We start from the raw sequence: 18011 nt of genomic DNA, 5'->3' as shown, positions 1-18011 counted from the left end.
TCTGTACGTTCTGAAAAAAAGAATCTACATGAAAAAACTACAAATCTACCTACTTTACTTCCTGCCATTCATTAGTTTTGGACAAGAACATTCAATCGAAAAACATCAAAAAGGTATATCTTTAGAAGCATTCGGAATCAGCCCTTTTGGTTCGCTCAATTTTGATTACGCCTTGCATCGTACCCAAAGAGGCTTTTTTAGTTTGCAAGTTGGTATAGGAATTATGTCAACGATTGAAGACCAATGGTCATTCCCACATGCCATTTCTTATAATTATCTACTCAATAAACCAGCTAAACGAAGAGACCCATGCAAACCTAACCCGAAATTGAGAAATGAAACATTCTTAGAAATCGGTTATGGTCAAATCTTCCATTCGAATCAAGGAACTATTGGTAATATTGAGTATGTAATGCCAATTTTGGGCTTTAGAACTCACTTTACCAAAAAAATTGATAGAGAGTTTTATCTAAAATTCAGATTTACTCCTAACATGATTAGAAATCACCCAACTTTTGCAGGTTTGGCATTGGGAAAGGTCATTTGATTAACCATAATATTCAGAAAAATAAATCACAACATTCTCAAGGTTCAACCTCAACAATCACTCGCTCATAACGAGTCAGAGCAGGTTTTCCATTATCAGTCACAGCCAAAATAATGTGCATTGTACCTAAACGGATGCTTTTTGGTACGGTAAACCATGCCTTTTCTTTATCGGCATCTTCAATTTTTAATGGAATTCCCGTGCGGGCGGTTGCAATAGTAAATGTTCCAACTTCTGGATAATAAAACCATTTATATGAAAGTAGATTTCCATCTGGGTCGGTTGAGCCTTCGGCACTTAGATTAATTTTATCGCCTACTTTGGCTTTTATATATTTTTCACTACCAATTTTCACAACTGGTGGGTGGTTGGCCTCTTTGTAAGGCTTGATACTCCAATCCATTCGAGCTTCAAAATCATTCTGAAAAGCTTCACGCCAACGCCAAATGGTTGCCTTATTACTGGTGTGCCAACTGCTATCTGACCCAAAAACTTCATCTTCGGCATCAGTCCATAGTGGGCGAGTTTCGGGTTCTAAAAACCACTTTTCTGTTCGGGGTTGATAAAATTCGTATCTACCACCCCAGCTTCCCCAATTTGGATTTTCTGAATTTCCTAAACCATTGTTTATCAAATACAAAAAACTTGGGGTATCACCCTCCATTAAAAACTTCGCAAAAGGATATTGCTGCCCCAAAGGTCCTTTGCTGCGAATGTGCGTATCAAGCCACGGATTATCAACGATGCTGAAATTCCCTCCCGCAAATCGACCATGAAATTTATCACCACTGATACCCGACCAAGTGGCAAAATGGTATCCACCTAATGCATGAAACCCTGGACTGGCAATGTAGAATAGTTTCGGAAATGTCTTTCTAACCCACGGGCCGCTATCATCTTGGTCTGATATAGTATAGACTCTTAATTTTGCCACAAATTTCTCAATTTCTTTGGCATTTCGAGTATTTTTTACTTTCCAAAGAGCCTGTGCCAAACAATTGGGGCCGCCCCAAACCAATACCCAAACAGGGCGAGCGTCTGCACGGTCAACAGATTGAATAATTAACTCAGAGCCATCAGAATCCATACCTTTACCCACTGCCTGCATACCATAATCGGCACGTCCATCTTTAATGAGCGAAAGGAGTTTTTCGGTTGTTGGATATCCCGACTCGTGAAGCGAAAGATTTGGCTGCACTTTTCCGTAAGCTTCTACAATTTCTTTAAGTCGCCACGAAGCAACCTTGTTTTTTTGATGAACAGAGGTAGTAGCGACCAAGCCTTCCACATCAAACTGACTGGAGTAGGTAAGAAAACGCACCGTTGACATCGCATCGTCGGGTTCATTTTCAATATCGGTCAAAACAATTACTCTTGGCTTTGTATTTTGGGCATGGAGTTTCGTACAAAAAAGTATGATAATCAGTAGTTTAAAAATTTTCATTTATAATAAGATTTAAAGTTAAATTTAAAAGCTTATTTCAGCCATTCCCAGCGTTTTGCCCAATCACTAAGATACGCTTTTCGATGTTTAGAAAGTGTTTTTGCTCCTTGCTGACCATCCAAAAAATATTCAGGATTGGGTAAATCACTGTACCAATGTTTCCCCAGTTTATAATCATCTTTGTTGGGCTTGCCAGGCCACGGGGCAGTACTGGTATATTCACCTTTTTGTCCGTCCAATTCCTTGATTTTACTGTGAATAATATACGAACTGACCTCTGGTTTTTTGGATGAATATCGCACTCCATAAACACCATTTCCGAGATAATACCCTGGCCATTCTTGTTTTTGTATTTCAAGTGAAAAGCAAGATGAATCAGCAGGAATTGAAATATTAGGGCCTTTAAACCGCCATTCTACCACTCCGTAGGAAGGAAAACTATCTACTTTGGTGGTGTTTCTCTCAAAAATATGTCTTGAACTGTGAGTAATGGGATTATATGTCCCACCCCAACTTTCATCCGATGGATTATTGGCATTTCCTTTCATCAAATAGGCCAACGAAGGTGTATCGCCCATTTTGATATATCCTTTGTAATAATTGATAAAGTCAGCACCCATTATGCCCCGACCTTTGATAAAATTCTCGTAATAAGCAGCATCGTGCATGTTAGCTGGGGCATTTTCATCTTCCATAAACCAACCACGATACGTAGCGTTAGATTCTATCATCCATAGGTTTGGGTGATGCTCCACAATGTATGAATAGGCATTGATACTCCATTTTTTATTGGGTCCACCAATCCAAAATACCCTTATTTTGCTTTCAATTTCGGGAGCATCGTGCAGGGCTTGGGCCAAATCTTCCAAACCACCCCAAACCAACACCCAGAGCGGTTGGGTCGATTTCTTTTTCGCACATTTGATTATCCAATCTGAACCTTCCGATGATTTTCTAATTCCTAAATACGGAGCCGATTCTGTTTCTCCTTGTTTACAAACGGCTCTCAGTGCATCGGGTCTTACCAGCTTTGAATTATGTTTTTTCAGCTTCGGAAAATCCTTTTCGTATAAATCAATCATATCCAAAAGGTCTTTTTTTCGTCCTTTTCCGAAAGGCGAAGAAATCAAACCTTCAATCTGAAACAGGTCAGAATACATCATCAAGTGAATCATTGACTGATTATCATCGGGGTCGGTTCCGCCGATGTCGGTGCTAATCATGATTCGTGGTTTAGGTCTTTTTTGAGCAAATAATGACGAATTGAAACCCATTGCTATCGCCCATAAAAACAAAATATTTTTTAAAATATTGCTAATCATAAGTTGAGTATCTTTTGGAGCTAAATGAGTAAATTTAGCATAACTGTTATTATTATTATTGCCGTGTAGCATCTTTATCAGTTAATTTCAAAATGATATTTATGGTCTCTTTTTTACTAACCTCTTGGGCTTTAGTGTATATTTAGGGTAGTTTTCGAGAGAAATTGGCACTTCTTTTAGTACTTTGTGGCACTGAAACTATCATTATTATGGTCAAACAGTATTTATACAGAGGCTATGTAGATTTGAAGCCTCTAAAATAGAAATCATTCAAGAAGTTTGAATCGTTTAATCTAAAAAAATAGAGATAAAGATTACTTATGGTATCTAAATAATCAGAAAACTATGAAAAGAAGTTGTAGGTAGGTAAACATACCTCTAATTTAGGCAATATAAATTTATATTAGTTTGATTTTCTGCGTTCGATGGCATCTCTTACTCTTGCGGCACTTTCGTAATCTTCTTTTTTTAGAATTTTGTCCAATAATTCTTCCAGTTCTTCAAGAGTATATTCAGCATAAGAGCCTTTTTTCTCTTTACCTTTTTCGTCAATTTCGTATCCAGCACTTTCTAATACTGACTCGCTCACATAAATCGGGCATGAAAACCGAATGGCTAAAGCAATAGCGTCGGATGTACGAGCATCTATTTCAATAAGTTTTTTGTCAGCAGTTTGTAGAATAATTAAGGCATGAAAAATTTCCATCTCAAGTCGATGGATAAAGACCTCTTTAATGATAGCCCCCAATTGGGTGATAGTATTTTTAAACAAGTCATGTGTAAGTGGACGGGCGGGCTGCAATCGCTCCAAATGAATCGCAATAGCTTGAGCCTCCTGACTTCCCGTAATGATAGGTATTCGTTTTTTGGACTTACTTTCTTCTAAAATCAAGACATAATAACCTTTTTTCGACTCACTTTCGGCCAAGGCTATTACTGATACTTCCATTTTATTCATTGTGTAGCGACATTTCAAGATTTTTTTTGATAAACTCACACATTTTTCCAATATCCTCGAAAGGCGAAATCACCCAGTCTTCCACTGATAAGCGATAAAGGTCTTTTGTTTCTACTTCAACCTTAAACCCACCTTCTAAATCAAAATATTTTCCTTCTCTTTTCAGTATTTTGATATTCATTTGAGTCAAGGCATATTCTACAAAATCGGATTCATTGTAATTTAATTGTGTTTCCATTGACCAAATCTTAACTTATTGATGAATATTTCTATAAAAAACAACTACTCCAAGGCCAATACACAGAACGGCTGATATAATACTCAAACTCATCGAAAACCAACGATTATTAATAAATTTTGCCGAAAACGGTAGGCTAAAAATGCCTGCAGCGAGCATCATCCCTATGATTGAACCTAAGCCAAAGATAAGAATATAAGTGATGGCCATAAAATTATCTCTAATCTGTGTAAGTATAGAAATTAGTAAGCTACCACTACCTGCCAAGCCATGCACTAAACCAACACCATAGGCCAAGCCAAAAGAGGGCTCATCTATATGTAAATGGCCATGCGAACGCTCTTGAAATACTCGATAAAATCTCACAAAGCCTAAGATGATAAGCATTATTCCTACTCCCGCCTCGAAGTATCGAAAATCATCTTCATTTAAAGCAAATTTGCTCAGAATATAGATAATTGCTACCAAAAGAATTGTTGAAGTATGTCCTAATCCCCAGAAAACACCATCTTTAATGGCAGAGATAGTGCTATCTCGACGAGTGACAATGCTACTTACTGCCACCAAATGGTCGGCCTCAAAAGAATGCGAAAAACCTATCGCAGCAGCACTCAGCAATAAGACAATATCTTGCATTTTGGTCTAAGAGGGTGTTTATAAAATTTCATAAATTACAACTCGATGATTGCCAGTATCGGTCAGTACTAATTGATTTTCGGCTACACAAAGCGAAAACGGCCAATATAATTGGCTATCAGTTCCAAATCGAGTTTCTGTATTTTCGCTACCCGTATTGAAGTCATAGTGTCCCAATAAGTTATCGGCCACAGCAGCATTGTTTTTTGGAATATTCTCAAACCACAAAACCCTACTATTACCAGTATCTGCCACAAAAATGCCATTTTTATAAAAAAACGAATCGTAAGTCCAGCTCATAGAATCTTGTTTGGGAAATAAGCTAAACTGATTCATTCCATTAGCATCAAAATCGGGTTGGCCAATAATCACATCGGCAGGCTTTGAAAAAGCATCTTGCCATTGATGCCAAATCAAGTTTCTATAAAACTGAGTATCAGCAACCGATAGTTGTCCGTTGGGACTTACTCTTACCGAATACGGCCAAATAGGTTCATAATTTTCATAGTCTCGCTCAGTAAAACTTGGTTTTCCTATGACTTTATCGGCTGCTACATAATTTTCGGTTGGAATATTTTCGTAAAAAAGTATTCGTCTATTACCTGTATCACAAATCCAAAGGCGATTTCCGTCAGAAAAAACGCCATAAGGCCAGTTGAGCGACTGAGCTGATGGCGTAGAGCCAATACCACGTACATTTGGTTCGTTCTGCTCAAAGTTTGGCTGTCCAATTACTACATCAGCAGCTTGGCCATTTTGAGTCGGGAATGTAAGCCAAATCAAAACTCGGTGATTCCAAGCATCTGCCACAATCAGTTTTTGTCCGTCTGACCATATCCCCGAAGGATATTGCAGCGAACTTGCACTTACTCCTGCTCCTGCGTTTCGGCCTGTATCATTTTGTTCGATTTGCCCTAAGATTAAGTCAGGAGTAGCATAAGCCGTCTGTGGAATTGAATGCCAAATAAACACCCGATTTTGCCCTGTATCTGACACAAAAAGCTTCTTTTCGTGCATCCAAACTCCTCTTGGAGCAAGTAAGGGGTTATTTTCGCTACCTTTAAAAATGAGGTATTGACCCACCAAAGGCGATTTATCAATAGCCGACGCCCCCAAACCACTACCCAACGAAACTGGTGTTTTTGAAAGACTTATATTCATTCGATTACGGGCTTTTTATAAAATCAACAAATTCGAGGAAGTTGCTCGCCAACCAACATATTAATGACTCTTTTCCCACCTATTCTACTCTGTAAAACTACTTGTCTGGGATGCTCAGATACTACCTCTCCAATGATAGCTGCATTTTGACCGTTCTCAAATGTTTGTAGTTTTTTCAAGCAATCATCGGCAATTTCAGCCGAAACTATCGCCATAAAAACACCTTCATTGGCCACATAAAGAGGGTCTAAACCCAATAATTCACAAGCCCCATACACTTCTTCTATGACAGGAATATCCTTTTGTTGAATATTTATACCTAATTTGGTGTCACGAGCAATTTCGTTGAGAACAGTCGCTACTCCTCCACGAGTAGGGTCACGAAACAGGTGTATATCATTTCCAAAAGTATCCAATAGAGCCTCAACTGTATGATTTAGGTTTATTGTATCGCTTTCGATACTTGTTTCAAAGTCTAACCCTTCACGCACTGACATGATTGCAATGCCGTGCGTTGCAATATTTCCGCTAACAATGACTTTATCACCTACTTGTACTCTTTTGGCCGAAATTGCTGCTTTCGGGTGTAATTGTCCAACACCTGAGGTATTGATAAATATCTTATCGCCTTTTCCACGTTCCACCACTTTTGTATCTCCAGTTACGATAAAAATGCCCGACTTTTCGGCGGCAGCTTTGATAGAAAGCAGAATCTCCCAAAATTCTGTCATTGTAAGGCCTTCTTCCAAAATAAAACTTAGAGAAAGGTACTTCGGAATTGCTCCGCACATAGCGAGGTCATTGACAGTGCCGTTGATAGCCAATTCGCCGATATTACCACCTGGGAAGAATACAGGAGAAATTACGTAGCTATCAGTCGAAAACGCCAATTTCCCATCTAACTCAAAAATTGCTCCGTCGTGATGCTCATCTAAAATTGGATTTTTGAGTAAATCGAAAACACCTGATTCGAGCAGTTTATTGGTCAGAACTCCGCCGCTTCCATGACCCAAAGTTATCACATCAAAGTCGAGCTTTGGCATTGGACACGAAAGGCTAAGTATTGAGTTATTCATTTAGATAAAGCATTAAATTTAAGGTTCAAAAGTAATTTCAGGCTAAACAAGAGCCTCTTCCATTGCTTCTGAATAGTGATAATAAGCGGCACAAGCTCCCTCCGACGATACCATTGGGGCTCCGAGTGGATTGAGTGGAGTGCAAGCCTTGCCAAATTGGCTACACTCAAATGGTTTTTTGATACCCTTTAACACCTGTCCTGCAATACAATCGGCACATTCGGGTACTTTTTGGATATTGACCGAAAACTTTTTATTAGCATCAAAAGCCGCCATTTCTTCGTTAACTTCCCAACCGCTTTGGGGAATTGTTCCGATTCCTCGCCACTCACGGTCATCTGTTCGAAAAACTTTGGCTATTACTTTCTGAGCTTCTGGATTTCCTTCAGGCTTTACAACTCTGCTATATTGATTCTCGAGTTTTGCTTCTCCATTTTCAAGTTGGCGAACCGTCATCAAGATTCCTTGTAATAAATCTACTGGTTCGAAGCCAGTCACAACCATTGGAATCTTATATTTTTCTACGATTGGCTCATATTCACTCATACCCATGATGGTGCAAACGTGCCCAGCTGCCAAAAAAGCTTCAATTTTTGCTTCCTTATCATTAATAACGGCCTCCATTGCGGGCGGTACTAATACATGAGAAGCTAATATTGAATAATTTTTAAGCCCTAATCGTTGAGCATGAATCACTGAAAGGGCATTGGCTGGAGCAGTAGTCTCGAAACCAACCGCAAAGAAAACTACTTCTCGTGTTGGGTTTTCTTGAGCAATTTTTACGGCCTCGAGTGGCGAATACATGATACGAATATCGGCTCCGTTGGCTTTGGCTTCAAGCAAACTCCTCTTCGAACCTGGTACTCTAATCATGTCTCCGTACGAACACAGAATTACGTTTTTTTCTTCTGCTAAATATAGTGCTTTGTCGATAAGTGTGAGTGGCGTAACACAAACTGGACAACCCGGCCCATGAACCATCGTGATTTGTTTCGGCAGAATATTTAGTATTCCATTCTTAACCAAACTGTGTGTTTGCCCTCCACAAACTTCCATGATTGTCCATGGTTTGGTGGTAATTTTATGCAGTTCGGCAATATATTGCTCTACAATCTCAGGATTTCGGAATTCGGATAGGTATTTCATAAAGCCCCAAATGCAAATTAAAGGTTTGAAAAGTTTACTAATTTCTCCATTGAGTACCACCCTCAGAAGCATCAATCTGAGAATGTTGAACGAGTTCGTCAATCTCTCCGATTTCTTCTAAATACTTAAATGTCTTTTGGGCTTCTTCTTCATCGACAATGCTTATAGCAACCCCAACGTGTACAAGCACATAGTCGCCTTCTTTGGCATCAGGCACCATTTCGAGGCTGGCCTCTTTGGTAATTCCACCAAAAACGACCTTTGCCATTCTCACTAAGCCATCGTATTGGTATTCAATAGATTTGATTTTACCCGGAATTGCAAGACACATATATTTTAAGATTTATTTCTATTAATCAATTCAAAAAATGCTACTTGTCCAAACGAAATACACTCATCATTCGGAGATAATTGTTGGTGAAAATAGAGTTCAAAATTACTCAGACGCTCAATAACTAAATCAACCAAGAGGGCATTCTGCCAAACCCCGCCCGAGAAAGCTATTTTACTGATATTCAATTTATTAGCAATCATATTCACGGATTCAATCATCGTTAAATGAAATTTCAAAGCTATCTTACCGATGTTTACATTCTGATTCAAATCATTCGAAACACCTTGCAATAAGTGCTGTATTGAAAGGGTATTTTGTGGCAAAATCACTATTTCATATATTTCATTTGGAATACCATTCTCGTTGAGATACGCTTGAGCTATTGATTCGATATTAATTGCCGCCTCACCTTCATAACTTACTTTATCTGCAATTCCGAGTAATGACGCCATCGCATCGAATAATCGCCCAACCGAAGAGTTTTGCAGCATTTTGGCTTGTTTCAAATGCTTTTGATAAATATTCCACTCTAAATCACTAAATTTTTCTTTGAGAAAGTCGAGATTTTCAAAGAAACTTGAGCAAACTGCTAAAGCTGATAATCGAGGTTCTCGAGCCATCTTATCACCCATTAAATTAGGGAAGTATTCGAAATGCCCAACTCGTTCTATGCTATTGCTCCGAAAACTAAAAAACTCTCCTCCCCAAATTTGTCCATCTTCACCCAAACCAGTGCCGTCCCAAATAACACCCAATATGGGTTCTGAGCTATCAAGTAAATTATTTTCGGCCAAAACTGCCGCAAAATGTGCTTTATGATGCTGAATTTCGGCAAGTTTTAATTGTTTCTCATTTGCTATTGTTCGCCCCATTTCAGTGGATGAGTATGCTTTGTGCATATCAACTAAAACAGTTTGCGGCGTAAATGATAAGACATTACTTAAATGAGAAAGCGTATTTTTATAGTTTTCTTGCGAATCAAAATCTTCTAAATCACCAAGATATTGACTTACGTAAACATTATTTTCGTGAGTAATCGTAAAAGTACTTTTGAGCATCGCCCCCATTGCAATGATATTATTTTGGGCAAAAAAGCTGGGCAAAATAAAAGTCGGGGCAAGCCCTCGTGACCTTCGTAAGACTATCTTTTTGTTATATTTCGGTGTAAATCGAAGCACACTATCATCTTGTGGCACTACGATTTCTCGGTTATTTACTAATATAAAATCTGCAATTTCTGACAGTTCATCAAGAGCTTTTGCATCTTGATAAATGATTGGCGAATGACTTAAATTACCACTGGTTGCTATCAAGGGCCTATCAATTTTTTGGCATATTAGTTGAAATAAAGGTGTATAGGGCAACATCACACCTACTAATCCCGCTGTTGATAGCTGAATGTTTGTCGATAGTAAAACAATAACCGCCACTTCGTTGGTTAGTATTTCTCTTTCCTCAGCTCTTACCTCAATTTGCTTTTCGAGAGCGACCAAACTTGGATACATTACGGCAAAAGGTTTTAAAGGTCGATGCTTACGGAGTCTAAGCGTTTCTATGGTTGATGGCTGAGTGGCATCACACATCAATAAATATCCTCCGATTCCTTTAACCGCCACAATTTTCCCTTCACTAATAGCCTTGATAGTTTGTTCTATAACCGCTGAATCATTATCAGCAATCTGCCTTTTCTGGTTATCAAAAAGTGTAAGTTTTATTCCACATTTTTTACATGAATTCGTCTGCGAAAAATACCTTCTGTCGTTTACATTTTGGTACTCTTGACGGCAATCATCGCACATCTCAAAGACACCCATGCTTGTATGTTCACGGTCGTAGGGTAATTGTTTGATAATAGAGTAACGTGGGCCACAATACGTACAAGTTGTAAAGGCATATTGAAACCGATGATTTTTTTGATTATCAATTTCGTTACTACACTGCTCGCAAATACCAAAATCTGGACTTAAAAGAACATTCCGTTTATCACCAGATTGACTTTTAATGATATGAAATCCCTCAGAATATTTTGGCAAACGGTTGATTTGTTTGGTAGATAATTCTGTAATTTTGGCAAGTTTAGGGGCTTTACTAAGTAAACTTTCGGTAAAATCCTTAATTTTTTCAGAAGCTACGATTTCAATTAAAACTCCTTCATTAGTATTATTTACATAGCCCGAAAGTTGCATTTCAGTTGCCAAACAGTACACAAATGGCCTAAAACCAACACCTTGAACCTGTCCTTTTATTCGGATTTCATACACCATCTTTTTAGGCCAAAACTCCCTTTTTCTCTTCTACTTTATTCATGAGCCATTCGCACCATTCGTCCATTCCATCACCCTTGAGGCTCGAAATTGTCAATACTTCTATATCTGGGTTTACATCACGGGCATCTTGGGTGACTGCTTCAACCGAAAATGGCACATAAGGAAGTAAATCAGCCTTTGAGACTATCATCAATTCGCTCGTCAGAAACATGCGAGGATATTTTTTGGGCTTATCGTCGCCTTCGGTAGCCGCCAAAACCGTCACTCGATAATCTTCGCCGAGGTCGAAAGCCGCAGGGCAAACCAAATTACCCACATTTTCGATAAATAATAAATCAACGCCTGTAAGGTCAATGTGGTCAAGGGCTTGAAAAATCATTTGTGCTTCGATATGGCACATTCCGCCTGTTACGATTTGTAAAGCATTGATTCCTACATCTCGCATACGCACGGCATCACGTTCGGTTTCGGGGTCGCCAACCAAAACAGCCATATTGAGTTTACCTTTTAGCCTTTTGCCTGTTTCTTGCATGAGGGTTGTTTTGCCACTTCCAGGCGAAGAACAAACATTCACAACCAAAATATTGGGTAAGCGTTCTCGAATAGCTTTTGCCACAAAGTCGTTGACTTTCAATAAATTAAGCGTTGTATTATCGCATTGAACCGAGCCTACTGATGCTTGATTTGATTTTGGTTTCATAAATCATCTAACCTCATAATCGAGGCATTTTCTTTATAATAAATACTTATTTCTTATTCAAACTCTACTCTACTAATCAATAATTCTTCTCCTTGAACTACGTTTCGGCTGGGCTTTCCGCAAGTACATACAAACTTATATTGTTGTACTTCGGTAGTTTTATTACAATCGTCGCAATGAATCAGAATCGGAAGTACTTCTACATGCAAACTTGTTTTACCGTATTCGGGTTGGTCTTCAAGTACAGCCTGAAACGCATTTTGCATTAATATCGGTTGAACATTTGAGAGCAAACCTGCCTTTATATATATTCCCCTCACTTTATCCATGTCGTTCGGAAACTCTTCTTCGAGGGTCTTGAAAATATTTCTAACTAATGAGATTTCGTGCATGAATAATGACGATAATTATTGATTCTTTTTGTTCAAATATATTGCAATCTTTAAGCAAAACACAGCATTATTTTTGTTTTAGAAAACATTTTCTAAAACTGTTTTTTTACAGGAAATCTGCCCAAAAATGCGGGTATTTTTAAGCCAAAATTTTGCTTAATTCATGTATTTTATTTAAATGTCGTTGGGCTTCTGCCAATAGTTTCTCATCAGTTGTTAGTAATTCAACTTCATGAGCTTTAGCCATCATTTCATCGAACAAAAGCTGCTCTTGTAGTTCGTTTTCATGATTGACAAACCAGCAAGCTTCTATAAAATTGAGCAATGTCAAAGCTCGTTCGTAAGGATATTCATCGGCTGTACGAATTTCAAGCGATTGTCGATAATAGCCCAAAGCTTTTGCAAAATTATCGCCCTTGACAGATGGAGGATATTTGGTGAGAGCATTGCCATAGCTATTACAAATCATGGCATATTCAAAAGGGTGAGTTTCTCTGGTAAAATGATTTAATGCTTGATGAAAAGAACTTACCGAAACAGCAGCCCAAAGGCTTTTTTTCTTAATTTCATCGGGGATTTCGGAGTAAATTACACCCAAATGATGCTGAATCTCGGCAAAAATATCAGGTGCATTATCATACGAAAATACTTTGAGGGCTTCTTGGTAAGCTTCCATCGCTGGTTTATAAAACTGTGTATTTCCACTTTGAGCCCAAGTATAAAACAAAACACCTTTGCGGTATTGAGCATTAGCAAGTAATTCAGGGATATCTTCATTACGAAGTATATCAATGGCTCGATTAATATACCCTAAGGCTTCGGCAAAACTCTCTGAAATATTGGCAACATAAGCTGCATCAATCAATAACAAGGCTGTTTGTAAATGATTTTGCTGTCTCTCATAATGTTTAAGAACTTCCCAAAGTGTAGTTTTAATATTATTTAGCAAAGTTTGGTCGTAAGGAATTCCCAGCTGTTTCAGCCAAACGGCATACTGAACATTTTTTAGTTCATACTTTGCATCATCAGAAATAGCCCTTTTTATGCTTTCATTGAGCAATCTTTCGGCAGTTTCGAGTTCATTTACATCTAATAATAATGAGGCATAATGCTTGGCTGTGAACGCCCTAAGTTCATCATTTGGAGCTGAATCAATGGCTTTTTGATAAAAACTTTTAGTCTGATAGACATTAATAAAACTTAGAGTTTCGCCATAATAGGCTTTAATAGCAATGTTGTGCCAGTGACGATAAATACTAAACTGCTGAAATGAATCAAAAGCCGATATTTCGGTATCAATATTTACGCTTATACCATGTTGGAGGCAGTTGACGGCATCAATATCAGTCAATAAAGTTGCATTATCTTCGGCACATTCGTAGGCTCTTTCATAATTTTCTAACTTAAAATAAATCAGAGCCAACAAATTATTTTCATTAAATTTTATATCATCTTCGAATAAATACGGGGGGATATCATTACTCCAATTTAATGGAATCTTTATTTCATCTTCATTGACTATCAGGTAATTAAAGCCCAGTGCATCCATAAGATGTTGTTGGCCTTTTACGGTCACAACCTCATTCAAGCGAAATTCGCTATCAATAATTGATTGTATTTTAGATGTTTGGTCAGTTGTAGCAAATATTGTAAGCATTTTCGTTAAGTTTTAGGGTTCCTCGTGCATCTTTTCTGATGCCCCGTTGAAATATCTGAGCATATAATTCGGCTTTTTTCTGGGAGTCGTAGTGGTCAAGATAATGGCAAAGTAATTTGAGTGGATTATGAATCGAGATATAAAGCATGGATAAATGCCAGCGTCCTTGTTTGAAATCTATCAAATAGCGAATCTCGGTATCATGTAACCATAAGTTTTGTTCAAAAATCGCTAAGTCTTTCTTATTACCCCGCTGATTTTCGGGAAAATCAAAGTTGATGCTGTCAGCTATATACATCTATAATTCGATACTTATGATTCCAGTATTTTTAACTTCATGTGCCAAAGTGCGGTCAGTATTATCAAGGTCATTATCTAAGATTAGGTCTTGAACCGAAATAGTTTTATCGCCTTTAAGATTTCTTAGTTTTAGTACTGCCCATGTTGTTTTGTGCATTTTTTCAAAAAAAACTTTAGAACGAGCCGCCAACAACAAAGTTTTTCTTTCGGGATAATAGACCAGACTTACCTTTTCTTCTTCTCCAAAGAGCAAATCGACAAGCTCTTTTTCAAACCAAATATGACCATTCTTTAATTGTATCATTGCTTATTAAATAGTCCACAGTCAATAGTTGAAAAGCTCACAGTGATGTAAAAACTTATAATCAACTATATCTATCATATTTCTAAATCTAACAGATTTACGCTCAAACAGCCCTATTTTCAGTTCTTTTCAAGAACTTCGGCTTTCAGTAAATCAATCACTTTTTCTCCCGCTTGTCTTACAGGTTCGCTTAGTTGAATATCAAGTCGGGTATTATCAACCGCTATCAAATACACCTCAATATCTGCTGGATATTCTTCTCTTAATATCTTCTTGGCATATGAAAGAGCTTGGTCCCATTTGAGGCTATGCAAAAACACCATTGGGTCGTCTTGAATCTGAGCATCAATTTCGCTGGCGGGCAATTTATAAAGTGTTCCAGCGGGTTCTCCTGTATTGATTACTGCATCTACTATAATTATTCGCTCATGGCCTTGCAACTGAAAAAGTACCTCAAAAGCCGATGTTCCCATATCGAAGAGTGTAATTGTTTCATGCTCTTCTCCAATTAGTCTTTTGAGTTCTTCAATCACATAGATTGCTACCCCATCATCACTCCGACAAGGATTGCCAAACCCCATAATTGCTGTTTTTTTTCTTGTCTGTGAGGTTTCAATTACAGCACCAGTATTGTGTAAGGTAAGATTCATAATGAGCCATTTAGTACAAAAAGCCCGTAAATAGTTGTTGATTTACGGGCTATAATTGTTTTATTATTTGGGGTAATTTATGTACAAAATTAAAGTTTGAATCTTGCCATCTCTTTACCATTCTTTGCATCATGGGCGTGAACTGTACAAACCAAACAAGAGTCAAATGAGCGAGCCACCATACCAACTTCCACTGGGTCATGTGGGTCTTCGATTTCTGTACCTTCTAATGCCGCTTCGATTGGCCCTGGATTACCCTTATCATCATTTGGTCCAACATTCCAAGTCGTTGGTGCCATCACCTGATAATTCTTAATTACACCATTTTCTATCTCAATCCAGTGAGCTAAAGCTCCACGAGCAGCCTCTGTTGCACCGAAACCTTTACCATCTTTTTCGGTTGGCTTGATATAAAAATCACCGTTTAAGTCAACCTGACGTAGCCATTCATCAATATAATCATAAAGGCGTGGAGCTTCGTGCAAGCGTGCCAATGTGCGAGTAAACACACTTGGCCCGAGTTTTTCCATAATATCCAAGAATAATGGGTCTTGAATCTGATGACTTGCATTTTTAGGATTAGCATTCATAATTACTCTCGAAAGCGGCCCCGCTTCGGCAGCATAACCTGCATAACGAGGAGCTTTAGCCCAACTATATTTTCCGCCAAAGTCTGAATTTGCTAAATTCTGAGAAGGCATTGGTGTTGGCAACGGCTCGTTCCACGGGTGTGCAGCAGGCACATCTTTATACCAAGCGTGTCCTACGTGTTCCATTACATCAAGATGATTGAAATCATGGAAATGTTTGCCATCAAAGAAACCACCAGGGCTGATTACTGCGTGTTGGCGTGTTTCTATTTTTGGTTTATTCCAAAGGTCTTTATGAATATATGTACCATAGGCCACGTATTTTCCAACGCCTTGCCCAAATTTATGTAAACCAAACTCTAAGCCAGCTCTGATATATAAGCCTAAATCTGAATTTCTTTGGCTCTCGTTTTCATCAACCCAAGCAAGCATATCATCCCAAGTTTTAATCTGACGATAACGCTCAATCGAACAGCCTAAGAAAATACTTTCGAGCCAATCTTTACGAAATTGATTCATTATTGCATGAGCCCGTGTAATATCTTTCAGTGTTGGAGCACACATTACACCTCCTGGCACCATATAGCTCGAATGAGGCCATTGTCCGCCAAATAAGGCATAAACTTGTACTGGCAAAGCACTTGTGGTGATTCCTCTCTGAAACGATGTTCCAACATAAGCAGCCCAACGCTTCACTACTTCCGAATAAAGTGGCTTATTAGCAAATTTTTTATTAGCCATATCGGTTGCGAAAATGGCATAAAACCAACGAGGAATACTTTGTATAGTTTCGGTTGCTTGACCTAAGGCTCTAAGTAGAAGTGCATTTGGCGTAAGAGTGGTTTCCCAAACCGTATCTAAAGCCGAAGAAGCACAATAAAGGTGTGAGCCACCGCAAATCCCACAAATACGAGGAGTAACGATGAGGCCTGATTGAGGGTCTTTGCCAGCCATGATTTGTTCAAAACCACGAAACATAGCGGCTTGTGTATGGGCTCGGGTCACTACGCCGTCCTCCATATATACTTTTACGTCGAGGTCGCCTTCTACACGACCTACGGGTGATATATTTAATTCTTTTGAGATAGCCATTTTTAACGGTTGATTTTAGAAATGATGATTTTTGCAATCAGAAATTCAGGATTTCTAATTAAATGGAGCTTTCGCTGTGCGACTTCGTAACACCAAACACGGATTCGGTAGCGTGCATAGTTTTTTCAAAACCTGCTCTCAGATAATAACCCAACTTAGAGTTTCCTGCGGGAACATCTTGTGGCAAGAAACCGAGGTATTTAAGGGTTTTGAATACGCTACCTTTCTGCAAATCATGATGAGGGAAACCTGGCTCAGTACAGCCCAAACATGGGTGATTAGCACGGGTTTTGCTCGATGTACGATTCCATAAGATACGATTACAACTCGCACGAGTCATTGGCCCTCGGCAGCCCACTTCGTAGAACAAACAACCATTTCCTCTTTTACCAAATCCGCCATCAATTTTATTGGCAAAGTTTACAACATTCGTACATCCTGTTTGTACAAAATCTGTAAAGAAAGTACTTGGTCGATGATATTCATCAATTCTAATATCTCCAATACGGCCTGTTGAAATGGCAACTAAAATTTGCGTAACCCAGTCAGGATGTGCAGGGCATCCTGGAATATTAATTACAGGCAAGCCGCCTTTTGATTTATACCCAGCTCCTAAAAAACCGCCTTTCTCTTTCTTCAAAAACTGCATACCTGTTGATTCACTCGGATTAGGAGCAACGGCAGGAATACCGCCCCAAGTTGCACAATCTCCTATGGCCACTACATAGCCTGCTACTGCTGCGAGCTCTTTCACCCAATCTTTCATTGGTCGGTCGCAAAAATAGTTCATGGTTCCTGTTCCATTCGGGCCTTCAATGATACTGCCTTCATAGACAAAAATATCGCACTGAACTTTACCTTTAATAATATCTTCGAGAAGATAAGTAACTTGGTGACCAATCTCCAAGCCGATAGAAGGATGCCAAAGAATGTTGATACCAAAGTCGGTCACTAAATCAACGACTGTTGGCTCTTCGGCATTGAGGAACGACATGGTGTTTCCACTGCATGCCCCCCCTTGTAACCATAGAACATTTGCCATAGGACAGGTTGTAAAAGAGTTGAAATTGTATTATTTGATGTTCAAATGTAAAATAATAAATTTAATTAGAAAAATTTTTCTAATTAAATTTAGAAAATATTTTCTAATTAAGAATTATTCTAAACAAAGCAAGGAGATTAGTTGTCAAAAATGCG

Annotated in this window: 19 protein-coding genes; 1 reads left to right on the top strand and 18 read right to left on the bottom strand. The window is 38.5% G+C overall.

The annotated features are described in order from the left end of the window. Positions 1-28 precede the first annotated feature (28 nt). Positions 29-547 carry a hypothetical protein gene (locus IEX65_RS19395; protein WP_188768409.1) on the top strand — a complete coding sequence of 173 codons (519 nt, stop codon included), beginning with the start codon at positions 29-31 and terminating at the stop codon, positions 545-547. A 37-nt stretch (positions 548-584) separates the two neighbouring features. On the opposite strand, the gene IEX65_RS19390 is transcribed toward IEX65_RS19395, so the two are convergent. The 18 genes from IEX65_RS19390 to IEX65_RS19305 all read right to left on the bottom strand — a co-directional run bounded on the left by IEX65_RS19390 (position 585) and on the right by IEX65_RS19305 (position 17856). Next, on the bottom strand, positions 585-1991 hold the full coding sequence (locus tag IEX65_RS19390; protein ID WP_188768408.1) for a DUF1593 domain-containing protein: 1407 nt from the start codon (positions 1989-1991) through the stop codon (positions 585-587). Positions 1992-2023: 32 nt separating this feature from the next. Continuing rightward, the gene (locus tag IEX65_RS19385; protein ID WP_229250787.1) at positions 2024-3385 is read right to left on the bottom strand and encodes a nucleoside hydrolase-like domain-containing protein; all 1362 of its coding nucleotides are present in this window, start codon (positions 3383-3385) and stop codon (positions 2024-2026) included. A gap of 331 nt (positions 3386-3716) precedes the next feature. Then, entirely contained in the window at positions 3717-4262 is a 546-nt protein-coding gene (locus IEX65_RS19380) for a bifunctional nuclease family protein (RefSeq protein ID WP_229250785.1), read from the bottom strand. 1 nt (position 4263) lies between these two features. Beyond that, positions 4264-4509, bottom strand: coding sequence for a hypothetical protein (locus tag IEX65_RS19375; RefSeq protein WP_188768406.1), 246 nt, complete (start codon positions 4507-4509; stop codon positions 4264-4266). Positions 4510-4524: 15 nt separating this feature from the next. Further along, positions 4525-5145: an urease accessory protein gene (locus tag IEX65_RS19370; protein WP_188768404.1), complete on the bottom strand. Its 621-nt coding sequence runs from the start codon at positions 5143-5145 to the stop codon at positions 4525-4527. Between the two features lie 18 nt (positions 5146-5163). After that, positions 5164-6306, bottom strand: coding sequence for an NHL repeat-containing protein (locus tag IEX65_RS19365; protein WP_188768402.1), 1143 nt, complete (start codon positions 6304-6306; stop codon positions 5164-5166). Between the two features lie 23 nt (positions 6307-6329). Next, complete coding sequence (gene hypE / locus IEX65_RS19360; protein ID WP_229250782.1) at positions 6330-7382, bottom strand: hydrogenase expression/formation protein HypE; 1053 nt, start codon at positions 7380-7382, stop codon at positions 6330-6332. Between the two features lie 42 nt (positions 7383-7424). Further along, positions 7425-8528 (bottom strand): hydrogenase formation protein HypD, encoded by a 1104-nt coding sequence (gene hypD, locus IEX65_RS19355; protein WP_188768400.1) that lies wholly within the window; start codon positions 8526-8528, stop codon positions 7425-7427. Between the two features lie 37 nt (positions 8529-8565). Beyond that, complete coding sequence (locus IEX65_RS19350) at positions 8566-8859, bottom strand: HypC/HybG/HupF family hydrogenase formation chaperone (RefSeq protein WP_188768397.1); 294 nt, start codon at positions 8857-8859, stop codon at positions 8566-8568. 5 nt (positions 8860-8864) lie between these two features. Next, positions 8865-11126: a carbamoyltransferase HypF gene (hypF, locus tag IEX65_RS19345; RefSeq protein WP_188768395.1), complete on the bottom strand. Its 2262-nt coding sequence runs from the start codon at positions 11124-11126 to the stop codon at positions 8865-8867. Between the two features lie 4 nt (positions 11127-11130). Continuing rightward, a complete protein-coding gene (gene hypB / locus IEX65_RS19340; protein WP_188768393.1) occupies positions 11131-11829 on the bottom strand; it encodes a hydrogenase nickel incorporation protein HypB in 699 nt (232 codons plus the stop codon). A 53-nt stretch (positions 11830-11882) separates the two neighbouring features. Further along, positions 11883-12221, bottom strand: coding sequence for a hydrogenase maturation nickel metallochaperone HypA/HybF (locus IEX65_RS19335; protein ID WP_188768390.1), 339 nt, complete (start codon positions 12219-12221; stop codon positions 11883-11885). Positions 12222-12360: 139 nt separating this feature from the next. Further along, positions 12361-13878: a hypothetical protein gene (locus IEX65_RS19330; RefSeq protein ID WP_188768388.1), complete on the bottom strand. Its 1518-nt coding sequence runs from the start codon at positions 13876-13878 to the stop codon at positions 12361-12363. Beyond that, on the bottom strand, positions 13853-14176 hold the full coding sequence (locus IEX65_RS19325; RefSeq protein ID WP_188768385.1) for a hypothetical protein: 324 nt from the start codon (positions 14174-14176) through the stop codon (positions 13853-13855). Before IEX65_RS19325 ends, IEX65_RS19330 begins: the two co-directional genes overlap by 26 nt. Further along, entirely contained in the window at positions 14177-14482 is a 306-nt protein-coding gene (locus IEX65_RS19320; protein WP_188768383.1) for a hypothetical protein, read from the bottom strand. Between the two features lie 119 nt (positions 14483-14601). Further along, positions 14602-15132: a hydrogenase maturation protease gene (locus IEX65_RS19315; RefSeq protein WP_188768380.1), complete on the bottom strand. Its 531-nt coding sequence runs from the start codon at positions 15130-15132 to the stop codon at positions 14602-14604. A gap of 89 nt (positions 15133-15221) precedes the next feature. Then, on the bottom strand, positions 15222-16814 hold the full coding sequence (locus IEX65_RS19310) for a nickel-dependent hydrogenase large subunit (protein ID WP_188768379.1): 1593 nt from the start codon (positions 16812-16814) through the stop codon (positions 15222-15224). A 58-nt stretch (positions 16815-16872) separates the two neighbouring features. Continuing rightward, positions 16873-17856: an NADH-quinone oxidoreductase subunit B family protein gene (locus IEX65_RS19305; RefSeq protein ID WP_188768377.1), complete on the bottom strand. Its 984-nt coding sequence runs from the start codon at positions 17854-17856 to the stop codon at positions 16873-16875. Positions 17857-18011: the final 155 nt, after the last annotated feature.

The sequence above is a fragment of the Emticicia aquatilis genome, assembly GCF_014644295.1.
GTDB lineage: Bacteria > Bacteroidota > Bacteroidia > Cytophagales > Spirosomataceae > Emticicia > Emticicia aquatilis.
This window is presented reverse-complemented; position numbering and strand designations above follow the sequence as displayed.